14 protein-coding genes are annotated in these 15,201 nt (G+C 73.3%); 3 read left to right on the forward strand and 11 right to left on the reverse strand.

What is annotated here, in order from left to right; genetic code table 11:
* Positions 1–23: 23 nt before the first annotated feature.
* Positions 24–1,937 carry a propionyl-CoA synthetase gene (locus ACI3EY_RS09990; RefSeq protein ID WP_405040312.1) on the reverse strand — a complete coding sequence of 638 codons (1,914 nt, stop codon included), beginning with the start codon at positions 1,935–1,937 and terminating at the stop codon, positions 24–26.
* Positions 1,938–1,972: 35 nt separating this feature from the next.
* Here ACI3EY_RS09990 and ACI3EY_RS09995 point away from each other — a divergent pair, with 35 nt between their 5' ends.
* Complete coding sequence (locus tag ACI3EY_RS09995) at positions 1,973–3,196, forward strand: LOG family protein (RefSeq protein ID WP_405040313.1); 1,224 nt, start codon at positions 1,973–1,975, stop codon at positions 3,194–3,196.
* Between the two features lie 130 nt (positions 3,197–3,326).
* Here ACI3EY_RS09995 and rlmN read toward each other — a convergent pair whose 3' ends face one another.
* The 6 genes from rlmN to rpsB all read right to left on the reverse strand — a co-directional run bounded on the left by rlmN (position 3,327) and on the right by rpsB (position 8,944).
* Positions 3,327–4,526, reverse strand: coding sequence for a dual-specificity RNA methyltransferase RlmN (rlmN, locus tag ACI3EY_RS10000; protein WP_405040314.1), 1,200 nt, complete (start codon positions 4,524–4,526; stop codon positions 3,327–3,329).
* Positions 4,527–4,644: 118 nt separating this feature from the next.
* Positions 4,645–5,538, reverse strand: a complete 894-nt coding sequence (locus ACI3EY_RS10005; protein ID WP_405037495.1) for a phosphatidate cytidylyltransferase — start codon at positions 5,536–5,538, stop codon at positions 4,645–4,647.
* A 30-nt stretch (positions 5,539–5,568) separates the two neighbouring features.
* On the reverse strand, positions 5,569–6,135 hold the full coding sequence (gene frr / locus ACI3EY_RS10010) for a ribosome recycling factor (RefSeq protein ID WP_405037494.1): 567 nt from the start codon (positions 6,133–6,135) through the stop codon (positions 5,569–5,571).
* Positions 6,136–6,185: 50 nt separating this feature from the next.
* Entirely contained in the window at positions 6,186–6,941 is a 756-nt protein-coding gene (pyrH, locus tag ACI3EY_RS10015; RefSeq protein WP_405037493.1) for a UMP kinase, read from the reverse strand.
* Positions 6,942–7,102: 161 nt separating this feature from the next.
* Positions 7,103–7,939 carry a translation elongation factor Ts gene (gene tsf / locus ACI3EY_RS10020; protein ID WP_405040315.1) on the reverse strand — a complete coding sequence of 279 codons (837 nt, stop codon included), beginning with the start codon at positions 7,937–7,939 and terminating at the stop codon, positions 7,103–7,105.
* 39 nt (positions 7,940–7,978) lie between these two features.
* Entirely contained in the window at positions 7,979–8,944 is a 966-nt protein-coding gene (gene rpsB, locus ACI3EY_RS10025) for a 30S ribosomal protein S2 (protein WP_405040316.1), read from the reverse strand.
* A 314-nt stretch (positions 8,945–9,258) separates the two neighbouring features.
* Here rpsB and ACI3EY_RS10030 point away from each other — a divergent pair, with 314 nt between their 5' ends.
* Positions 9,259–10,422, forward strand: coding sequence for a pyridoxal phosphate-dependent aminotransferase (locus tag ACI3EY_RS10030; RefSeq protein WP_405040317.1), 1,164 nt, complete (start codon positions 9,259–9,261; stop codon positions 10,420–10,422).
* 12 nt (positions 10,423–10,434) lie between these two features.
* Complete coding sequence (locus ACI3EY_RS10035) at positions 10,435–11,367, forward strand: tyrosine recombinase XerC (protein WP_405040318.1); 933 nt, start codon at positions 10,435–10,437, stop codon at positions 11,365–11,367.
* 57 nt (positions 11,368–11,424) lie between these two features.
* On the opposite strand, the gene ACI3EY_RS10040 is transcribed toward ACI3EY_RS10035, so the two are convergent.
* From ACI3EY_RS10040 to ACI3EY_RS10055, 4 genes are read right to left on the reverse strand one after another with little or no spacing between them, the layout of a single operon-like run.
* Positions 11,425–12,117 (reverse strand): M23 family metallopeptidase, encoded by a 693-nt coding sequence (locus ACI3EY_RS10040; RefSeq protein WP_405040319.1) that lies wholly within the window; start codon positions 12,115–12,117, stop codon positions 11,425–11,427.
* Positions 12,096–13,199 carry a DNA-processing protein DprA gene (gene dprA / locus ACI3EY_RS10045; RefSeq protein ID WP_405040320.1) on the reverse strand — a complete coding sequence of 368 codons (1,104 nt, stop codon included), beginning with the start codon at positions 13,197–13,199 and terminating at the stop codon, positions 12,096–12,098. Before dprA ends, ACI3EY_RS10040 begins: the two co-directional genes overlap by 22 nt.
* On the reverse strand, positions 13,196–14,725 hold the full coding sequence (locus ACI3EY_RS10050) for a YifB family Mg chelatase-like AAA ATPase (RefSeq protein WP_405037486.1): 1,530 nt from the start codon (positions 14,723–14,725) through the stop codon (positions 13,196–13,198). Before ACI3EY_RS10050 ends, dprA begins: the two co-directional genes overlap by 4 nt.
* The gene (locus ACI3EY_RS10055) at positions 14,725–15,102 is read right to left on the reverse strand and encodes a YraN family protein (RefSeq protein ID WP_405037485.1); all 378 of its coding nucleotides are present in this window, start codon (positions 15,100–15,102) and stop codon (positions 14,725–14,727) included. Before ACI3EY_RS10055 ends, ACI3EY_RS10050 begins: the two co-directional genes overlap by 1 nt.
* Positions 15,103–15,201: the final 99 nt, after the last annotated feature.

A 15,201-nucleotide genomic window follows, 5' to 3' on the forward strand; every position in this document is an offset into this window, starting at 1 on the left:
GCAGAAGTTGTCCACAGGCACGCTCAGCCCTCGCGCAGCACCGCGGTGAGGTCCTCCAGGACGGCCGGGTCCTCGATCGTGGAGGGGACCTGGGCCGGCTCACCGTCGGCGAGCTGGCGCATGGTCCGCCGCAGGATCTTGCCGGACCGGGTCTTCGGGAGCGCCTCGACGATGTCCACCCGCCGCAGCGACGCCACCGCACCGACCTCCTCGCGCACCCTGGCCACCAGCTCCGCACGCAGCCTCTCGGGGGCGTCCCCGGAGAGGTCGATGCCGGACTTGAGCACCACCAGCGCCCGCGGGACCTGCCCCTTGAGCTCGTCGGCGACCCCGATCACGGCGCACTCCGCGACCGCCGGGTGCCCGGCCAGCGCCTCCTCCAGGGACCCGGTCGAGAGCCGGTGCCCGGCGACGTTGAGCACGTCGTCGGTGCGTCCCATCACGTAGACGTAGCCGTCCTCGTCGAGGTATCCCCCGTCACCGGAGAGGTAGTAGCCCTCGAAGGCGGACAGGTAGGAGGAGACGTACCGTTCGTCGTCCTCCCACAGGGTGGGCAGCGTCCCCGGTGGCAGCGGCAGCCGCAGGCAGAGGGCGCCCTCGGTGCCGGGCGGGACCTCCTGCCCCCGCTCGTCGAGGACCCGTACGTCGTAGCCGGGCACGGGCAGGGTGGGGCTCCCGGGTCTGATCTCGAAGCGTGCCAGGCCGAGCGGGTTGGTCGCGATCGGCCACCCCGTCTCGGTCTGCCACCAGTTGTCGACGACCGGCACCCCCAGGTGCTCCCCTGCCCACCGCCAGGTGTCGGGGTCCAGCCGTTCACCGGCCAGGAAGAGCGCGCGCAGGTGCGACAGGTCGTGCTCGGCGACCGCGGTGGCGTCCGGGTCCTGCTTCTTGATGGCCCGGATCGCGGTCGGCGCGGTGAAGGCCGCCACCGCCCGGTGCTCCTCGATCACCCGCCAGTAGGCCCCGGCGTCCGGGGTGCCCACCGGCTTGCCCTCGTAGAGGATCGTGGTGGCCCCGGTGAGCAGCGGCGCGTAGACGATGTAGGAGTGGCCGACCACCCAGCCGACGTCCGACCCGCAGAACCAGGCCTCGCCGGGGTGCACGTCGTAGAGGTTCGTCATCGACCAGCGCAGCGCGACGGCATACCCGCCGCTGTCCCGGACGATGCCCTTCGGGCGTCCCGTGGTGCCGGAGGTGTAGAGGACGTAGAGCGGGTCGGTGGCGTCCACGGAGACGCAGGCGGCGGGGGCGACCGCGTCCGGGTGCATCAGCCGGGCCCACTCCAGGTCCCGCTCCCCCAGCTCGCAGGTCAGCTGCTTGCGCTGCAGGATGACGCAGTGGTCGGGTGTGTGCGCCGAACGCTCGATCGCGGCGTCCAGCATCGGCTTGTAGGGCACCACCCGGGTCGGCTCGATGCCGCAGGAGGCGGACACCACGACCTTCGGGCGGGCGTCCTCGATCCGGGCGGCGAGCTCGGCGGGCGCGAAGCCGCCGAAGACCACCGAGTGGACGGCGCCGATGCGGGCGCAGGCGAGCATCGCGATGACGGCCTCGGGGACCATCGGGAGGTAGATGACCACCCGGTCCCCCACACCGACGCCCAGGTCCCGGAGCACACCGGCGAAGCGGGCCGTGAGGTCGAGCAGCTCGGCGTAGGTGTAGCTGCGCGCGGTGCCGGTGACGGGGCTGTCGTAGACGAGCGCCGTCTGGTCCGCACGTCCGCGGATCACGTGCCGGTCCAGCGCGTTGTAGCAGACGTTCAGCCGGCCACCGGTGAACCAGCGGTAGAACGGCGGGTGGCTGTCGTCCAGCACCTGGGTCGGCGGGGTGAACCAGTCGATCAGCCCCGCCGCCTCACCCCAGAACGCGCCGGGGTCGCGCAGGCTGGCCTCGACGGTCTCGCGGTAGCTGGTCCGGGCTGCGGCGTCGTTGCTCATGCCCACATCCAACACCCCGGCTAGGGTCGGGCGGTATGCACAGCACCGCAGCAGGGGCGTCCGGGGACGGCGGCAGGTCGGTCGGGACCCGTCCGGTGGGCACGGGTGAGACCTGCGAGGTGCGCTACCACCGGGTCGAGGACACCTCCCCTCCGCCCGGTCGGGACGTGGAGAGCCAGGGCGCGTGGCGGGACTGGCTGCGCTCCCCGGACCCGCTCCCGCCGTTGCGGGTGCAGGGGCTGGACCTGCGGGTGCACGCCGAGCTGTTGCTGGCCCGGGACGACCTCGGCGAGCTGGTCGTGCTCGGCGGCCGCCTGGACCCGGCGGTCGAGGCGCACCTGACCCGGCACGGTGCGCTGGTCTTCCCGGCGGCACCGCACGCCCCGGTCGACCCCTACCGGGCACACCTCTACACCGCCCAGGAGCTCTACGCCGGGGTGGCCGAGCACGGCTACGTCTCCACCGTGGACGCCCGGGCCTACCGCTGGTATGCCGACGCCACCGTCCGCCACGACGCCTACGTCTCGGCGCTGCGGGCGATCCACGACGACGCGATGTCCGATGCGCTCGCCGCGGTGCTCGCCGAGCGCCGCGTGGTCGGGGTGATGGGCGGGCACGCGCTGCGGCGCGGCACCCCCGACTTCGCGGCCGCCGCCGTGCTCGGGCACCGGGTGGCCCGGGCCGGCGCGGTGGTCCTCACCGGTGGCGGGCCGGGCGCGATGGAGGCGGCCAACCTCGGTGCCTGGGCCGACGACACGGACCTGCTCGCACGGGCTCTGCAGGAGGTGGCGACGGTGCCCGACTTCGCCCCCGACGAGGGCGCCTGGGTCGCACCGGCCCTGCGGCTGCGGGAGCAGGCCGTCGGCGGGACCACACCGCGCGAGCTGCGCAGCGTCGGCATACCGACCTGGTACTACGGACACGAGCCGCCGAACGCCTTCGCCCAGCTCATCGCCAAGTTCTTCTCCAACGCCCTGCGCGAGGACCTGCTGCTGGCGCACTCGCGGGCGGGGGTGGTGGTGCTGCCGGGCGCGGCCGGCACGGTGCAGGAGGTCTTCCAGATGGCGACCCGCCTCTACTACGCCACCGAGGAGGAGCCGCTCGCCCCGCTGGTCCTCGTCGGTCGGGAGCACTGGACGGACCGGCTGCCGGTGTGGCCGCTGCTGCAGGCGCTCGGCGAGGGTCGGGCCATGGCGGGGGCGCTGCACCTGGTCGACACGGTCGAGGAGGCCGCCGCGCTGGTGTCGACGCACGGCTGACCCCGTGGTCCGTCGGGGGCCCGTGGTTGATGGATGACCCCACGCTCGATGGATGGCCCCGCCGCTACGACGGTGGGGCCGTCGGTCACAGGTGGGGCGCCCGGTCAGGCGTGGGGGTCGACCGGTGCGGTCAGACCGTCGCGGCGAGCTGCCCGCAGGCGCCGTCGATGTCCGAGCCCCGGGTGTCGCGGACCGTGGTCGGGATGCCGTGCGCGATCAGCCGCTCCACGAACTGCTGCTCGACGCCGCGGCGGGACGCGGTCCATTTGCTGCCAGGCGTCGGGTTGAGCGGGATCGGGTTGACGTGCACCCATCCCCGTCCCCGTGCGTTGAGCTTCTCGCCCAGCAGGTCCGCCCGCCAGGCCTGGTCGTTGATGTCCCGGATCAGGGCATACTCGATCGACACCCGGCGACCGGTCACCTCGAAGTAGCGGCGGGCGGCGTCCAGTGCCTCGTCGACTTTCCAGCGCGTGTTGATCGGGACCAGCTCGTCGCGCAGCTCGTCGTCGGGGGCGTGCAGCGACAGCGCGAGGGTCACGGGTATGCCTTCTCCCGCCAGCTTGTCGATGGCCGGCACCAGACCCACCGTCGACATCGTCACCCCGCGGGCGGACATCCCCAGCCCTTCGGGTGCGGTGTCCACCAGGCGGCGGATGGCGCCGATGGAGGCCTTGTAGTTGGCCAGCGCCTCACCCATCCCCATGAAGACGACGTTGCTGACCCTCAGGGCCTCGCGGGTGCCCGCCGCGGTGCGCCCGGCCTCCTCCTCGGGCTCCCCCTCGGTGCCCTCCCCGCCGAGGTCGCCGTGCCGCAGGGTGCGGGCGGCCGCGACCACCTGCTCCACGATCTCCGCGGTGGACAGGTTGCGGGTCAGCCCCGCCTGGCCGGTGGCGCAGAACGGGCAGTTCATCCCGCACCCGGCCTGGCTCGAGATGCACATGGTGACCCGACCCGGGTAGCGCATGAGGACCGACTCGACCATCGCCCCGTCGTGCAGGCGGTGCACCTGCTTCAGGGTGGCCCCGTCGTCCGCCGACAGGGTCCGGACCGGTGACAGCAGCTCCGGGAGCAGCCCGGCGACGAGCTCCTCACGGCCCGCCCGCGGCAGGTCGGTCATCTGCTCGGGGTCGGTCACGAGCCGTTCGAAGTAGTGGCGGCTCACCTGGTCGGCACGGAAGCCGGGGATGCCGAGGTCGGCGGCCCAGGCCTTGCGGCCGGCGAGATCGAGGTCGGCGAGGTGGGTCGGCGCCTTTCCGCGGCGCGGCGCGCTGAAGGTCAGCTGGCCGGGGGCGGGGCGTCCGGGGGACGGGGTCGGCAGATCGGTGGTCATCACCTCCAGTGTGGCAGGTGTCGGGCGTCTGCCCGGCCCACGGCCAACCACGAGCGACGCCCGGTGGGTCTGAGGGCAACCACCGGCGACGCTCGGTGGGGTTGGGGTGGGGGTGTGGTCAGACGAAGATGTGCAGCAGGGCCCAGCAGACCGGGACCGTCACCAGCAGCGAGTCCAGCCGGTCCATCACCCCGCCGTGCCCCGGCAGGATGGTGCCCATGTCCTTGATGCCGAGGTCCCGCTTGATCGCGGACTCCGCGAGGTCGCCCACGGTCGCGAAGGTGGCGGCGACGGCGCCGACCACGGCGCCCGCCCACCAGGGGCCGTCCAGCAGCAGGCCCACGCACAGCACCCCCACCAGGGCGCTGGTCCCGACCGAGCCGGCGAAACCCTCCCAGGACTTCTTCGGCGACAAGGACGGCGACATCGGGGTACGTCCCAGCAGGACGCCGACGGCATACCCGCCGGTGTCGGAGGCGACCGTCACCAGGATGAAGGTGAGGATCCGCCAGGCCCCGTCGTCCTGGGCGAGCATCAACGAGGCGATGGCCGCGAGCAGCGGCACGTACGCCACGATGAAGACCCCACCGGCGATGTCCCGGGCAGCCCCGTCGCAGGGGCCGACGCTGCGCCACAGCAGGACCAGCGCCGCGCTGGCGGCGAAGCCCGCGGCCAGCGCGTCCGGCCCGCCGTAGTAGGCGAGCGGGACCAGCGCGGTCGAGGCCAGCACCGGCGGCAGCGGCGGGTCGATGCGGCCGCTGCGCAGGGCGTCGTCCAGCTCCCACACCCCGACCACGGCGGCGGCCGTCACCAGCCAGACGAAGGCGGGCGGCCAGAAGACCAGGCTGGCCAGGATGAGCAGGATCAACCCCACCCCCACCGCGACCGCCGCGGGCAGGTTGCGCCCGGCGCGAGGGGCCGGTCGGGCGGGACCCGCCGTGGCCGCCGCTCGAGCCGCCCGGCGCGTCATCGGCGTCTCGGGCGGGGCGGTCGGCACCTGGGGGTCGGTCATCCGGCGGCTCCGGGGCGAGGGCCGGACTGCTCAGACTGCGAGCAGCTCGGACTCCTTGTGCTTGAGGATGTCGTCGACGATGTCCACGTGCTTCTTGGTCAGCGCTTCGAGCTCCTTCTCCGCGCGCGAGCCCTCGTCCTCACCGATGTCACCGTCCTTGACGGCCTTGTCGATGACGTCCTTGGCGTGCCGCCGCACGTGCCGCACGGAGACCTTCGCCTCCTCGCCCTTGGTGTGCGCCAGCTTGATGTACTCCCGGCGGCGCTCCTCGGTCAGCTGCGGCATGACGATCCTGATGGCGTTGCCGTCGTTGCTGGGGTTGGCCCCCAGGTCGGAGATCATCAGCGCCTTCTCGATGTCCTTCATCGCGCTCTTGTCGTAGGGCGTGATGAGCACCGTGCGGGCGTCCTGCACGGTGAAGCTGGCCAGCTGCTGCAGAGGGGTCGGGGTCCCGTAGTAGTCCACGTCCAGCTTGGCGAACATCCCCGGGTGCGCGCGGCCGGTGCGGATGGAGGCCATGTCCTCCCGGGCGACCTCCACGGCCTTGCCCATCTTCTCCTCGCCCTCCAAGAGGGCCATCTCGATGACCTCGGACATCAGCGGGTGCTCCTTCAGGTATGTGGCGTGCGGTCCGGTCGGCGCTGGTGTCAGCCCGAAGTGACCAGTGTCCCGATCCTCTCACCCTTGATCGCCCGGGTGATGGAGTCCGCGCCGTCCATGCCGAAGACCAGCATCGGCAGGTCGTTGTCCATGCAGAGGCTGAAGGCGGCCGCGTCGACCACCCGCAGGTTGCCGGTCAGGGCGTCGGAGAAGGTGAGCTCGTCCAGCTTGGTCGCCCCGGCGTCGGTCCGGGGGTCCGCGGTGTAGACGCCGTCCACCCCGTGCTTGCTCATCAGCACCTGGTCGCACTTGATCTCCAGCGCGCGCTGCGCCGAGACGGTGTCGGTGGAGAAGTACGGCATACCGGCACCGGCGCCGAAGATCACCACCCGGCCCTTCTCCAGGTGCCGCATCGCCCGACGCGGGATGTAGGGCTCGGCGACCTGCCCCATGGTGATGGCGGTCTGCACGCGGGTGTCGACGCCCTCCTTCTCGAGGAAGTCCTGCAGGGCGAGGCAGTTCATCACGGTCCCCAGCATGCCCATGTAGTCGGCGCGCGAGCGCTCCATCCCCCGCTGCTGCAGCTCGGCGCCGCGGAAGAAGTTGCCGCCGCCGATGACGACCGCGATCTCCACGTCGGAGCGGTGGGCGTCCGCGATCTGGTGCGCGATCCCCTTGACCACGTCCGGGTCCACCCCGACGTGCCCGCCACCGAAGGCCTCGCCGGAGAGCTTGAGGAGCACCCGGCGGCGGTCACCGGCGGCCTCGGGGGCGGTATGCGGCGCGGGCATGGTGGTCGTCATACGGGTCCTCCTGGACTCGGCTCCGTGGGCAGGGGCGAAGGCGTGGGCGCAGTCGCTCGATCCTGCCACACCGGGTGCGGGGTCACCGACGAGCGCCGGGCAGCGAGAAGGCCGGGCCCCTGGTGGGGCCCGGCCTTCTCGTGGTCAGGGTCGGCCTGGTCTCAGACGCCGACCTTCAGACGGGCGAAGCCGGTCACCTGGGCGCCGGCCTCGTCGGCGACCTTCGCGACCGTCTTCTTGGTGTCCTTGGCGAACGGCTGGTCCAGCAGGACGTTCTCCTTGAAGAAGCCGTTCACCCGGCCCTCGACGATCTTGGGCAGCGCCTGCTCGGGCTTGCCCTCCTCGCGGGCCGTCTCCTCGGCGATGCGACGCTCACCCTCGACGGTCTCGGCGGCGATCTCGTCGCGGCTCAGCACGGAGGGCGAGAACGCCGCGACGTGCATCGCGATGTCGCGCGCCACCTGCTCGTCGCCACCGGTGGTGGCGACCAGGACACCGATCTGCGGGGGCAGGTCGGGCATCGTTTTGTGCAGGTAGCTCACCACGGAGCCACCCTCACCCGCCTCCAGGCGGGCGACGCGACGGACCTCGATCTTCTCGCCGATGGTCGCGTTCGCCTCGTCGAGGACGTCCTTGACCGTCTTGCCGTCCATCTCCGAGGCCAGCAGGGCATCGGCGTCGGTCGCGCCGACGGCCACCGCCTGCGCCAGCACCTGGTCGGCGAGCTCGGCGAACTTCGGGCCCTTGGCCACGAAGTCGGTCTCGCAGTTGACCTCGACCAGGGTCCCGACGCCGCCGTCGACCTGGGCGCGGACCAGACCGTTGGAGGCCGAACGCCCCTCCCGCTTGGTCACGCCCTTGAGGCCCTTGACGCGCAGGATGTCGGTGGCCTTGCCGGTGTCGCCGTCGGCCTCGTCGAGGGCCTTCTTGACGTCCATCATGCCCGCGCCGGTGGACTCACGCAGCGCCTTGATGTCAGCGGCCGTGTAGTTCGCCATGAGTGGTTGGTACTCCTTCGTGAAGTCGGGTGGTGCGGGTCAGGACTGCGTGGTCTCGGGGACCTCGTCAGCGGTGGCCTCGGGGGTCTCCTCGGTCGAGGTCTCCTCCGTGGCGTCCGCCTCAGGAGCAGCAGCCTCCGAGGTCTCCTCGGGAGCAGCAGCCTCCGGGGTCTCCTCGGTGGCGTCCGCCTCGGGAGCAGCAGCCTCCGGGGTCTCCTCGGCGGCCTTCTCGTCGCTACCGGTGAGCAGCTCGCGCTCCCACTCGGCCATCGGCTCGGCACCGGTCGCGGCGTCGCCGCCCTCGGACTTGCCGCCGGAGCGGGAGATCAGGCCCTCGGCCACGGCGTCGGCGACGACCCGGGTCAGCAGGGTGACCGACCGGATGGCGTCGTCGTTGCCCGGGATCTTGTAGTCGACCTCGTCCGGGTCGCAGTTGGTGTCCAGGATGGCGATGACCGGCAGGCCGAGCTTGCGCGCCTCGGTGACCGCGAGGTGCTCCTTCTTGGTGTCGACGACCCACACGGCCGAGGGCACCTTCTGCATGTCGCGGATACCGCCCAGCGTCTTGCTGAGCTTGTCGTACTCGCGGCGCATCATGAGGAGCTCCTTCTTCGTGCGACCGCTGCCGGCCACGTCGTCGAAGTCGATCTCCTCGAGCTCCTTCATGCGGGTGAGCCGCTTGGAGACGGTCTGGAAGTTGGTGAGCATGCCACCGAGCCAACGGTGGTTGACGTACGGCATACCGACGCGGGTCGCCTGCTCGGCGATGGACTCCTGGGCCTGCTTCTTGGTGCCGACGAAGAGGATGGAGCCGCCGTGGGCGACGGTCTGCTGCACGAAGTCGAAGGCCTCGTTGAGGTAGGTCAGCGACTGCTGCAGGTCGATGATGTAGATGCCGTTGCGCTCGGTCATGATGAAGCGCTTCATCTTGGGGTTCCACCGGCGGGTCTGGTGCCCGAAGTGGACGCCGCTCTCCAGGAGCTGGCGCATGGTGACGACGGCCATGCCGTGTCTCGCTTTCTACTCGGTTGCAGTTGAGTTCCTGGCCCGGGGACGCTCCCCACCCGACGGCATCCGTACCGCCGGGACCGCGGGGTGCGCCACCGGCCTGCTGGCCGGACCACCAACGGTGGTGCGGTGCTGACCGGTCGCGCCCGGGCGCGAATTCATGCCTCTCCACCGACCCGTGGGCAGGGGAGGGTGCACGTCCCTCGATGGTACGCCAGCAGGGGGCCAGCACCGAATCTGCCCGGACCCGCCGCGACGGGCCCCGCCCGTGCGCTCGTCCGGCCCGCGCCTCAGGTGGCTACGGTGAGGTGATGGACTCCCCCCTCGTCAGCCGCCTGCAGCCGTTCGGGACCAGCGTCTTCGCCGAGATGACCCAGCGTGCGCTGCAGTTCGACGCCGTCAACCTGGGACAGGGCTTCCCGGACACCGACGGCCCGTCGGAGATGGTGGACATCGCCGTCCGGGGGCTGCGGGAGGGTCTGAACCAGTACGCCCCCGCCCGTGGCCGCCCCGAGCTCCGGGAGGCGGTCGCCGCCCACCAGCAGCACTGGTACGGCATACCCCTGGACCCGGGGTCGGAGGTGCTGGTGACCGTCGGTGCCACGGAGGGGATCGCCGCCTCCCTGGTCGCCTTGGTGGAGCCGGGTGACGAGGTGCTGGTCATCGAGCCGTACTACGACTCCTACAGCGCCTGCATCGGCATCGCCGGCGGGGTCCGCCGGAGCGTGCAGCTGTCCTTCCCGGACCTCGCCCTGGACGTCGACGCGCTGCGCGCCGCGGTGACCGACCGGACCAGGGTGCTGCTGCTGAACACCCCGCACAACCCGACCGGCAAGGTCTTCACCGCGCAGGAGCTGGAGCAGGTGGCGCAGGTCGCCCGCGACCACGACCTGGTGGTGATCTCCGACGAGGTCTACGAGCACCTGGTCTTCGACGGTCGGCGGCACATCCCGATCGCCACCCTGCCCGGGATGGCCGAGCGGACGCTGACGATCTCCTCGGTCGGCAAGACCTTCTCGCTCACCGGGTGGAAGACCGGGTGGGTGAGCGGTCCGGCCCGGCTGGTGGACGCCGTCGCCGCGGTCAAGCAGTTCCTCACCTTCGCCGGGGTCAGCCACGTCCAGCCGGCGGTCGCGCACGGCCTCGGTATGCCGGACGCCTTCTTCACCGGGTTCGCCGCCGAGCTGCAGGCCAAGCGTGACCTGCTGGTCTCCGCGCTCGACGAGGTCGGCGTCCCGGTCAGCCCCTGCGCGGGGACCTACTTCGTCATCGCGGACCTCGCGGGCCACGGGGTCCAGGACGCGGTGGACTTCTGCCGGCGGCTGCCCGAGGAGCTCGGCGTGGTGGGGGTGCCGGTCTCGGTCTTCTGCGACGACCCGGAGCCGGTGCGCAGCCTGGTGCGTTTCGCGTTCTGCAAGAAGGACCACGTCCTGGAGGAGGCGGCGCGTCGGCTGCAACGGCTCGGATCGGCCTGAGACGCTGGACGGATGGCACCGGCCGATCACCCCACGAGCCCGGTCCCGGAGCAGCTGCTGGACGCCTTCGAGCGGCACCTGCTCCTGGAGAAGGGTCGCTCGGCGCACACCGTCCGCGCGTACCTGGGTGACCTGCGCTCGCTGGGAGCCTTCCTCGCCGACCGGGGCACCGGCCACCTGGGGGACGTGCGACTGGCCGACCTGCGCGCCTGGTTGGCCGGACTGGGCGAGGCCGGTGGCTCGCGCTCAAGCATCTCTCGGCGAGCCGCGGCCGCCAAGACGTTCTTCCGGTGGGCCCGCCGGGCAGGACGGATCCCGACCGACCCGTCGCTGCGTCTGGTGGCGCCCGGTAAGGAGAAGCACCTGCCGGGAGTGCTCCGCCGGCCGCAGGCAGAGGAGCTGATGGACCTGGCGGCGGTCGCCGCCGACGACGACGACCCGGTGCACCTGCGCAACCGCGCGATGCTGGAGCTGCTCTACGCCTCCGGTATGCGCGTGGGCGAGCTCACCGGCCTGGACGTGGACGACCTCGACCTGGGGTCCGGGACGGCCCGCGTGCTGGGCAAGGGCGACAAGGAGCGGATCGTCCCCTTCGGCACCCCCGCGGCGGACGCGGTGGCCCTCTGGCTGGGCAGCGGTCGACCCCGGCTGGCCGGGGGGCACTCCGGCGCCGCGCTGTTCCTCGGGCGCCGAGGGGCGCGGGTCGATCAGCGCCAGGTCCGCTCGTCGCTGCAGGAGCTGCTGCGCCACCTCCCGGACGCCCCGGCGATGGGCCCGCACGGCCTGCGGCACAGCGCCGCCACCCATCTGCTCGAGGGCGGCGCCGACCTGCGGACCGTGCAGGAGCTGCTGGGGCACGCCAGCCTCGCCACCACGCAGATCTACACCCACGTCTCGGTGGAGCGGCTGCGCGAGGCGCACCGCCAGGCACACCCCCGCGCCTGAGGGCACCTCTCTCCATCAGCACCGGCCCGAGCACCTCCCCCGGCCCCACGGCTCCCGTTACCGGCCGACGGGACGCAGGGTGAGCTCCACACCGAGCAGCAGCGGCATCGGGTCCACGTAGCCGTCCCGCCCGCGGACCGCCCCGAGGTGCAGGCAGTCGCCCGGGGTGCAGTGGCCGCCGACGTCCAGGCGCCCGAGGACCGCCCCGCGCGCCACCCTGTCCCCCCGCTCCGGCCGGTCCGAGACGGGTTGGTAGGTGCTGCGCAACCCGCTGGTGTGGGTGAGGCTGACCACACCGACCCCCGCGACGACGCCGCTGTAGGTGACCACACCGGCCTGCACCGCCAGCACCGGCTCACCGGCCACCCCGGCCAGGTCGATGCCTCGGTGGCCGGCGGACCAGCGGTGCTCGGGAGGGTCGAAGCCATGGACGAGGTCCGGGACCCCGGTCAGCGGCCACCCCCAAACCGCGGTGTCCACCCGGTCCCGGGCCGTGCCCGCCGTCTCCCGGGTCCCGAGCACCTGGGAGGTCATCATCGCCCGCCCGGGCCCGGCCACCCCCGCGGCCGCGCCCCCGTCGCCGGTGGCGGTGCCGGTGGCACTGTTGGTGGCATCCTCCGACCCACCGGCCGGTGACGTCGCCGCGGCGGGCAGCACGAGGCACCAGACCAGCAGCGCCCCCGCGGCCCGCATCACCCCCGCGGCCGGCATCACCCCCGCGGCCCGCATCACCCGCGTCGGCGCCGCCACCCGTCCAGCACCTCCTCCGCATGCCCCGAGCGCTCGAGCTCACGCAGGGCGGCCAGGGTCTCCCGCAGCCCCAGGCCGGAGCGGAGCATCACCTCGTCCACGGTGCTGGAGGTGCGGGGGCGCAACCACTGCCAGACCCGGCGCAGCTCCTCGGCGAGCGCGTCCTCCCCACGGGTCGGACCGTGCTTGGCCGGTGCCAGGTCGAGCCCGAGCCGGCCCACCAGCTCGACCACCTCGGCCGCGTCGGTGACCAGCTCGGCGCCCATCCGTATCTCGGCGTGGCAGCCCTGGGAGAGCAGGCTCTGCACCGGGCCGGGGACCGCCATCACGTGCCGTCCGAGCTCCCTTGCGTGCTTGGCGGTGGACCGGGCCCCGGAGCGCAGCCCCGCCTCCACCACGACGGTCCCGAGGGACAGCGCGGCGATCACTCGGTTCCGGGAGAGGAAGCGCATCCGAGCGGGGGCCCCGCCCGGCGGTGTCTCGCTGACCAGGGCGCCGGTCCGGGCGACCTGGTGGATCAGCTCGGTGTTGGCCCGCGGGTAGGCGACGTCCACCCCGCCGGCGAGCACCGCCACCGTGCACCCGTCCACGGCCAGCGCCGCCCGGTGCGCCGCGGCGTCGATGCCGAAGGCCGCCCCGGAGACGACGGTGAACCCCCTCCCGGCCAGGTCGACCGCAAGGTCGGCCGTCACGTGGTCGCCGTAGGCGGTGCTGGCCCGGGCACCGACCAGCGCCACCGCCCGGGTGGCGACCTCGTCCAGCCGTGCGGGGCCCTTCACCCACAGGCACCACGGGGGCGCGCCGAGCTCGTCCAGGCATACCGGCCACTCGGGATCGCCCGGCACCAGCACCCTGGCGTCCAGGACGGCCGCGACCCGCACGTCGTCCTGCGCGGTGGCGCGTTCGGCGCGGGCCGCCATCCGGGCCAGGCCGACCCCGTCGGGGGTCCGCCCGTCACGCAGGGCGTATCCCACCAGGTCCAGCGGACCGTGCTCCTGCACCAGCGCCTGCACCCCGTCGTCGTAGGGCTCCGCCAGCCTGCAGAGCAGCACCCGGGCGGACCGTTCGTCGAGGGGTCTCATGCCACCTTCACCCCGGTCGGGGTGCGCAGGTCCAGCGCCAGGGTCACGTCCTGCAGGGTCGGCACCGTCGCACCCCGCAGGTCGGCCAGCGTCCAGGCGACCCGCAACGAACGGTCCAGCCCGCGCAGGGTGAGGGCCCCCCGGTCCAGGGCCTGCTCCAGCGGCCTGCGCTCCCGCGGTCCGAGCCGCCACGGGCGCTCGCGCAGCACCGAGCCGGGCACCTGCGCGTTGAGCCGGTAGGACAGCGCCCGCCAGCGGTCCGCCTGCCGGTCCCGGGCCTGCGCCACCCGCGCGGCCACCACCCGGGAGGCCTCCCCGGCCGGCAGCGTCAGGTCACCACGGGTCACCGCCCCCACCGCCAGCTTCAGGTCCACCCGGTCCAGCAGCGGGCCGGAGAGACGGCCCAGGTAGCCGTCCCGCCGGAAGGGCGGGCACAGGCAGCGTCCACCGCCGCTCCCGCACGGGCACGGGTTGGCGGCCAGCACCAGCTGGAACCGGGCCGGCAGCCGCACGTGCCGGTCCGCGCGGGCGATGACCACCTCGCCCGACTCCAGCGGCTGCCGGAGCCCGTCGAGCACGTCCCGCCGGAACTCGGGGGCCTCGTCCATGAAGAGCACCCCGTGGTGCGCCCGGGAGACGGCACCGGGGTGCACCGCCCGGGTGCCGCCGCCGATCACCGCGGCCGTGGACGCCGTGTGGTGCGGGGCCACGAACGGAGGACAGGTCAGCAGGCTGTCGTCCGCGGGCAGCATCCCGAGCACGGAGTGGATGGCGGTGACCGCGAGCGCGTCCTGGGGACTCAGCGGCGGCAGGATCCCGGGGAGGCGCTCGGCGAGCATGGTCTTGCCCGCGCCGGGCGGTCCGACCAGCAGCAGGTGGTGCCCACCGGCGGCCGCGATCTCCAGCGCCTGCCGCGCCACCGCCTGTCCGACCACATCCGCCAGGTCCGGGACCAGGGCCGCGGCGGGCACCCGCGGGTCCGGCATCGGGAGCACGGCGTCGGTGCCCGCGGCTCGCGCCCGGTAGTGCTCACGGACCTGGGACAGGGTGCGCACCGGGTGCACCCGGACACCCGCGACCAGGCCCGCCTCCCGGGCCGCGTCGGCCGCGACCAGCACCTCGCGGATGCCGGCCGCGGCGGCAGCGACCACCATCGGCAGCACCCCGGGCACCGGGCGCACGTCGCCGGCGAGGCCGACCTCCCCGATGTGCGCGACCCCGCTGACCACCCCGGCCGGGACGTGCTTCTCGGCGGCCATCATCGCGACCGCGATGCCGAGGTCGAGGCCGCTGCCGGCCTTGGGGACCCCGGCCGGTGACAGGTTGATCGTCCACCGCCGCGGCGGCATCGCCATCCCGCAGTTGCGCAGCGCCGGGCGCACCCGGTCGGGCGCCTGCCGGCAGGCGTTGTCCGCCAGCCCCGTCATCACCGTCGCCGGCAGGCCGTCGCCGCCCTGGGCCTCGACGGTGACCAGCTGCCCCTCGACGCCGGCCAGGGTGACCGCGTGCGTGCGCGCCAGGCCCATCAGGCCACGCCCTGCAGGTGGGTCAGCTCAGGACGTTCCCCGGGGCGGCACAGCACGCCCAGCACGTCGATGCGGAACCGGCTGCCCTGTGCGTCGTGGGCCCGCAGCCAGGCCCACGCGAGCCGGCGCAGACGCAACGCCTTCTCCTGGTCCACGGCCTCCACCGGCTCCCCGAAGCGCACCGAGCGGCGGGTCTTGACCTCGCAGAAGACCAGCGTCTCCCCCTCCCGGGCCACCACGTCCAGCTCCCCCGCCGGGCACCGCCAGTTGCGCTCCAGCACCTCCCAGCCCAGCGTCCGCAGGTGCGCGCAGGCCAGTTCCTCCCCGCGGTCACCGACCGCCCTCGCCTGCGCCCACGGCATACCCCCGGTGTCCATGTCCCCTCCTCGCCCGCCGCCACGGCCGGGCGGCACCCCCAGCCAACGGCGCGGGCACCACGGGGACAAGGGCCTGGCCCGGATGTGGACGACGCCCGG

The sequence above is a fragment of the Serinicoccus shuyuelongi genome, assembly GCF_045032955.1.
Classification (GTDB): Bacteria; Actinomycetota; Actinomycetes; order Actinomycetales; family Dermatophilaceae; genus Ornithinicoccus.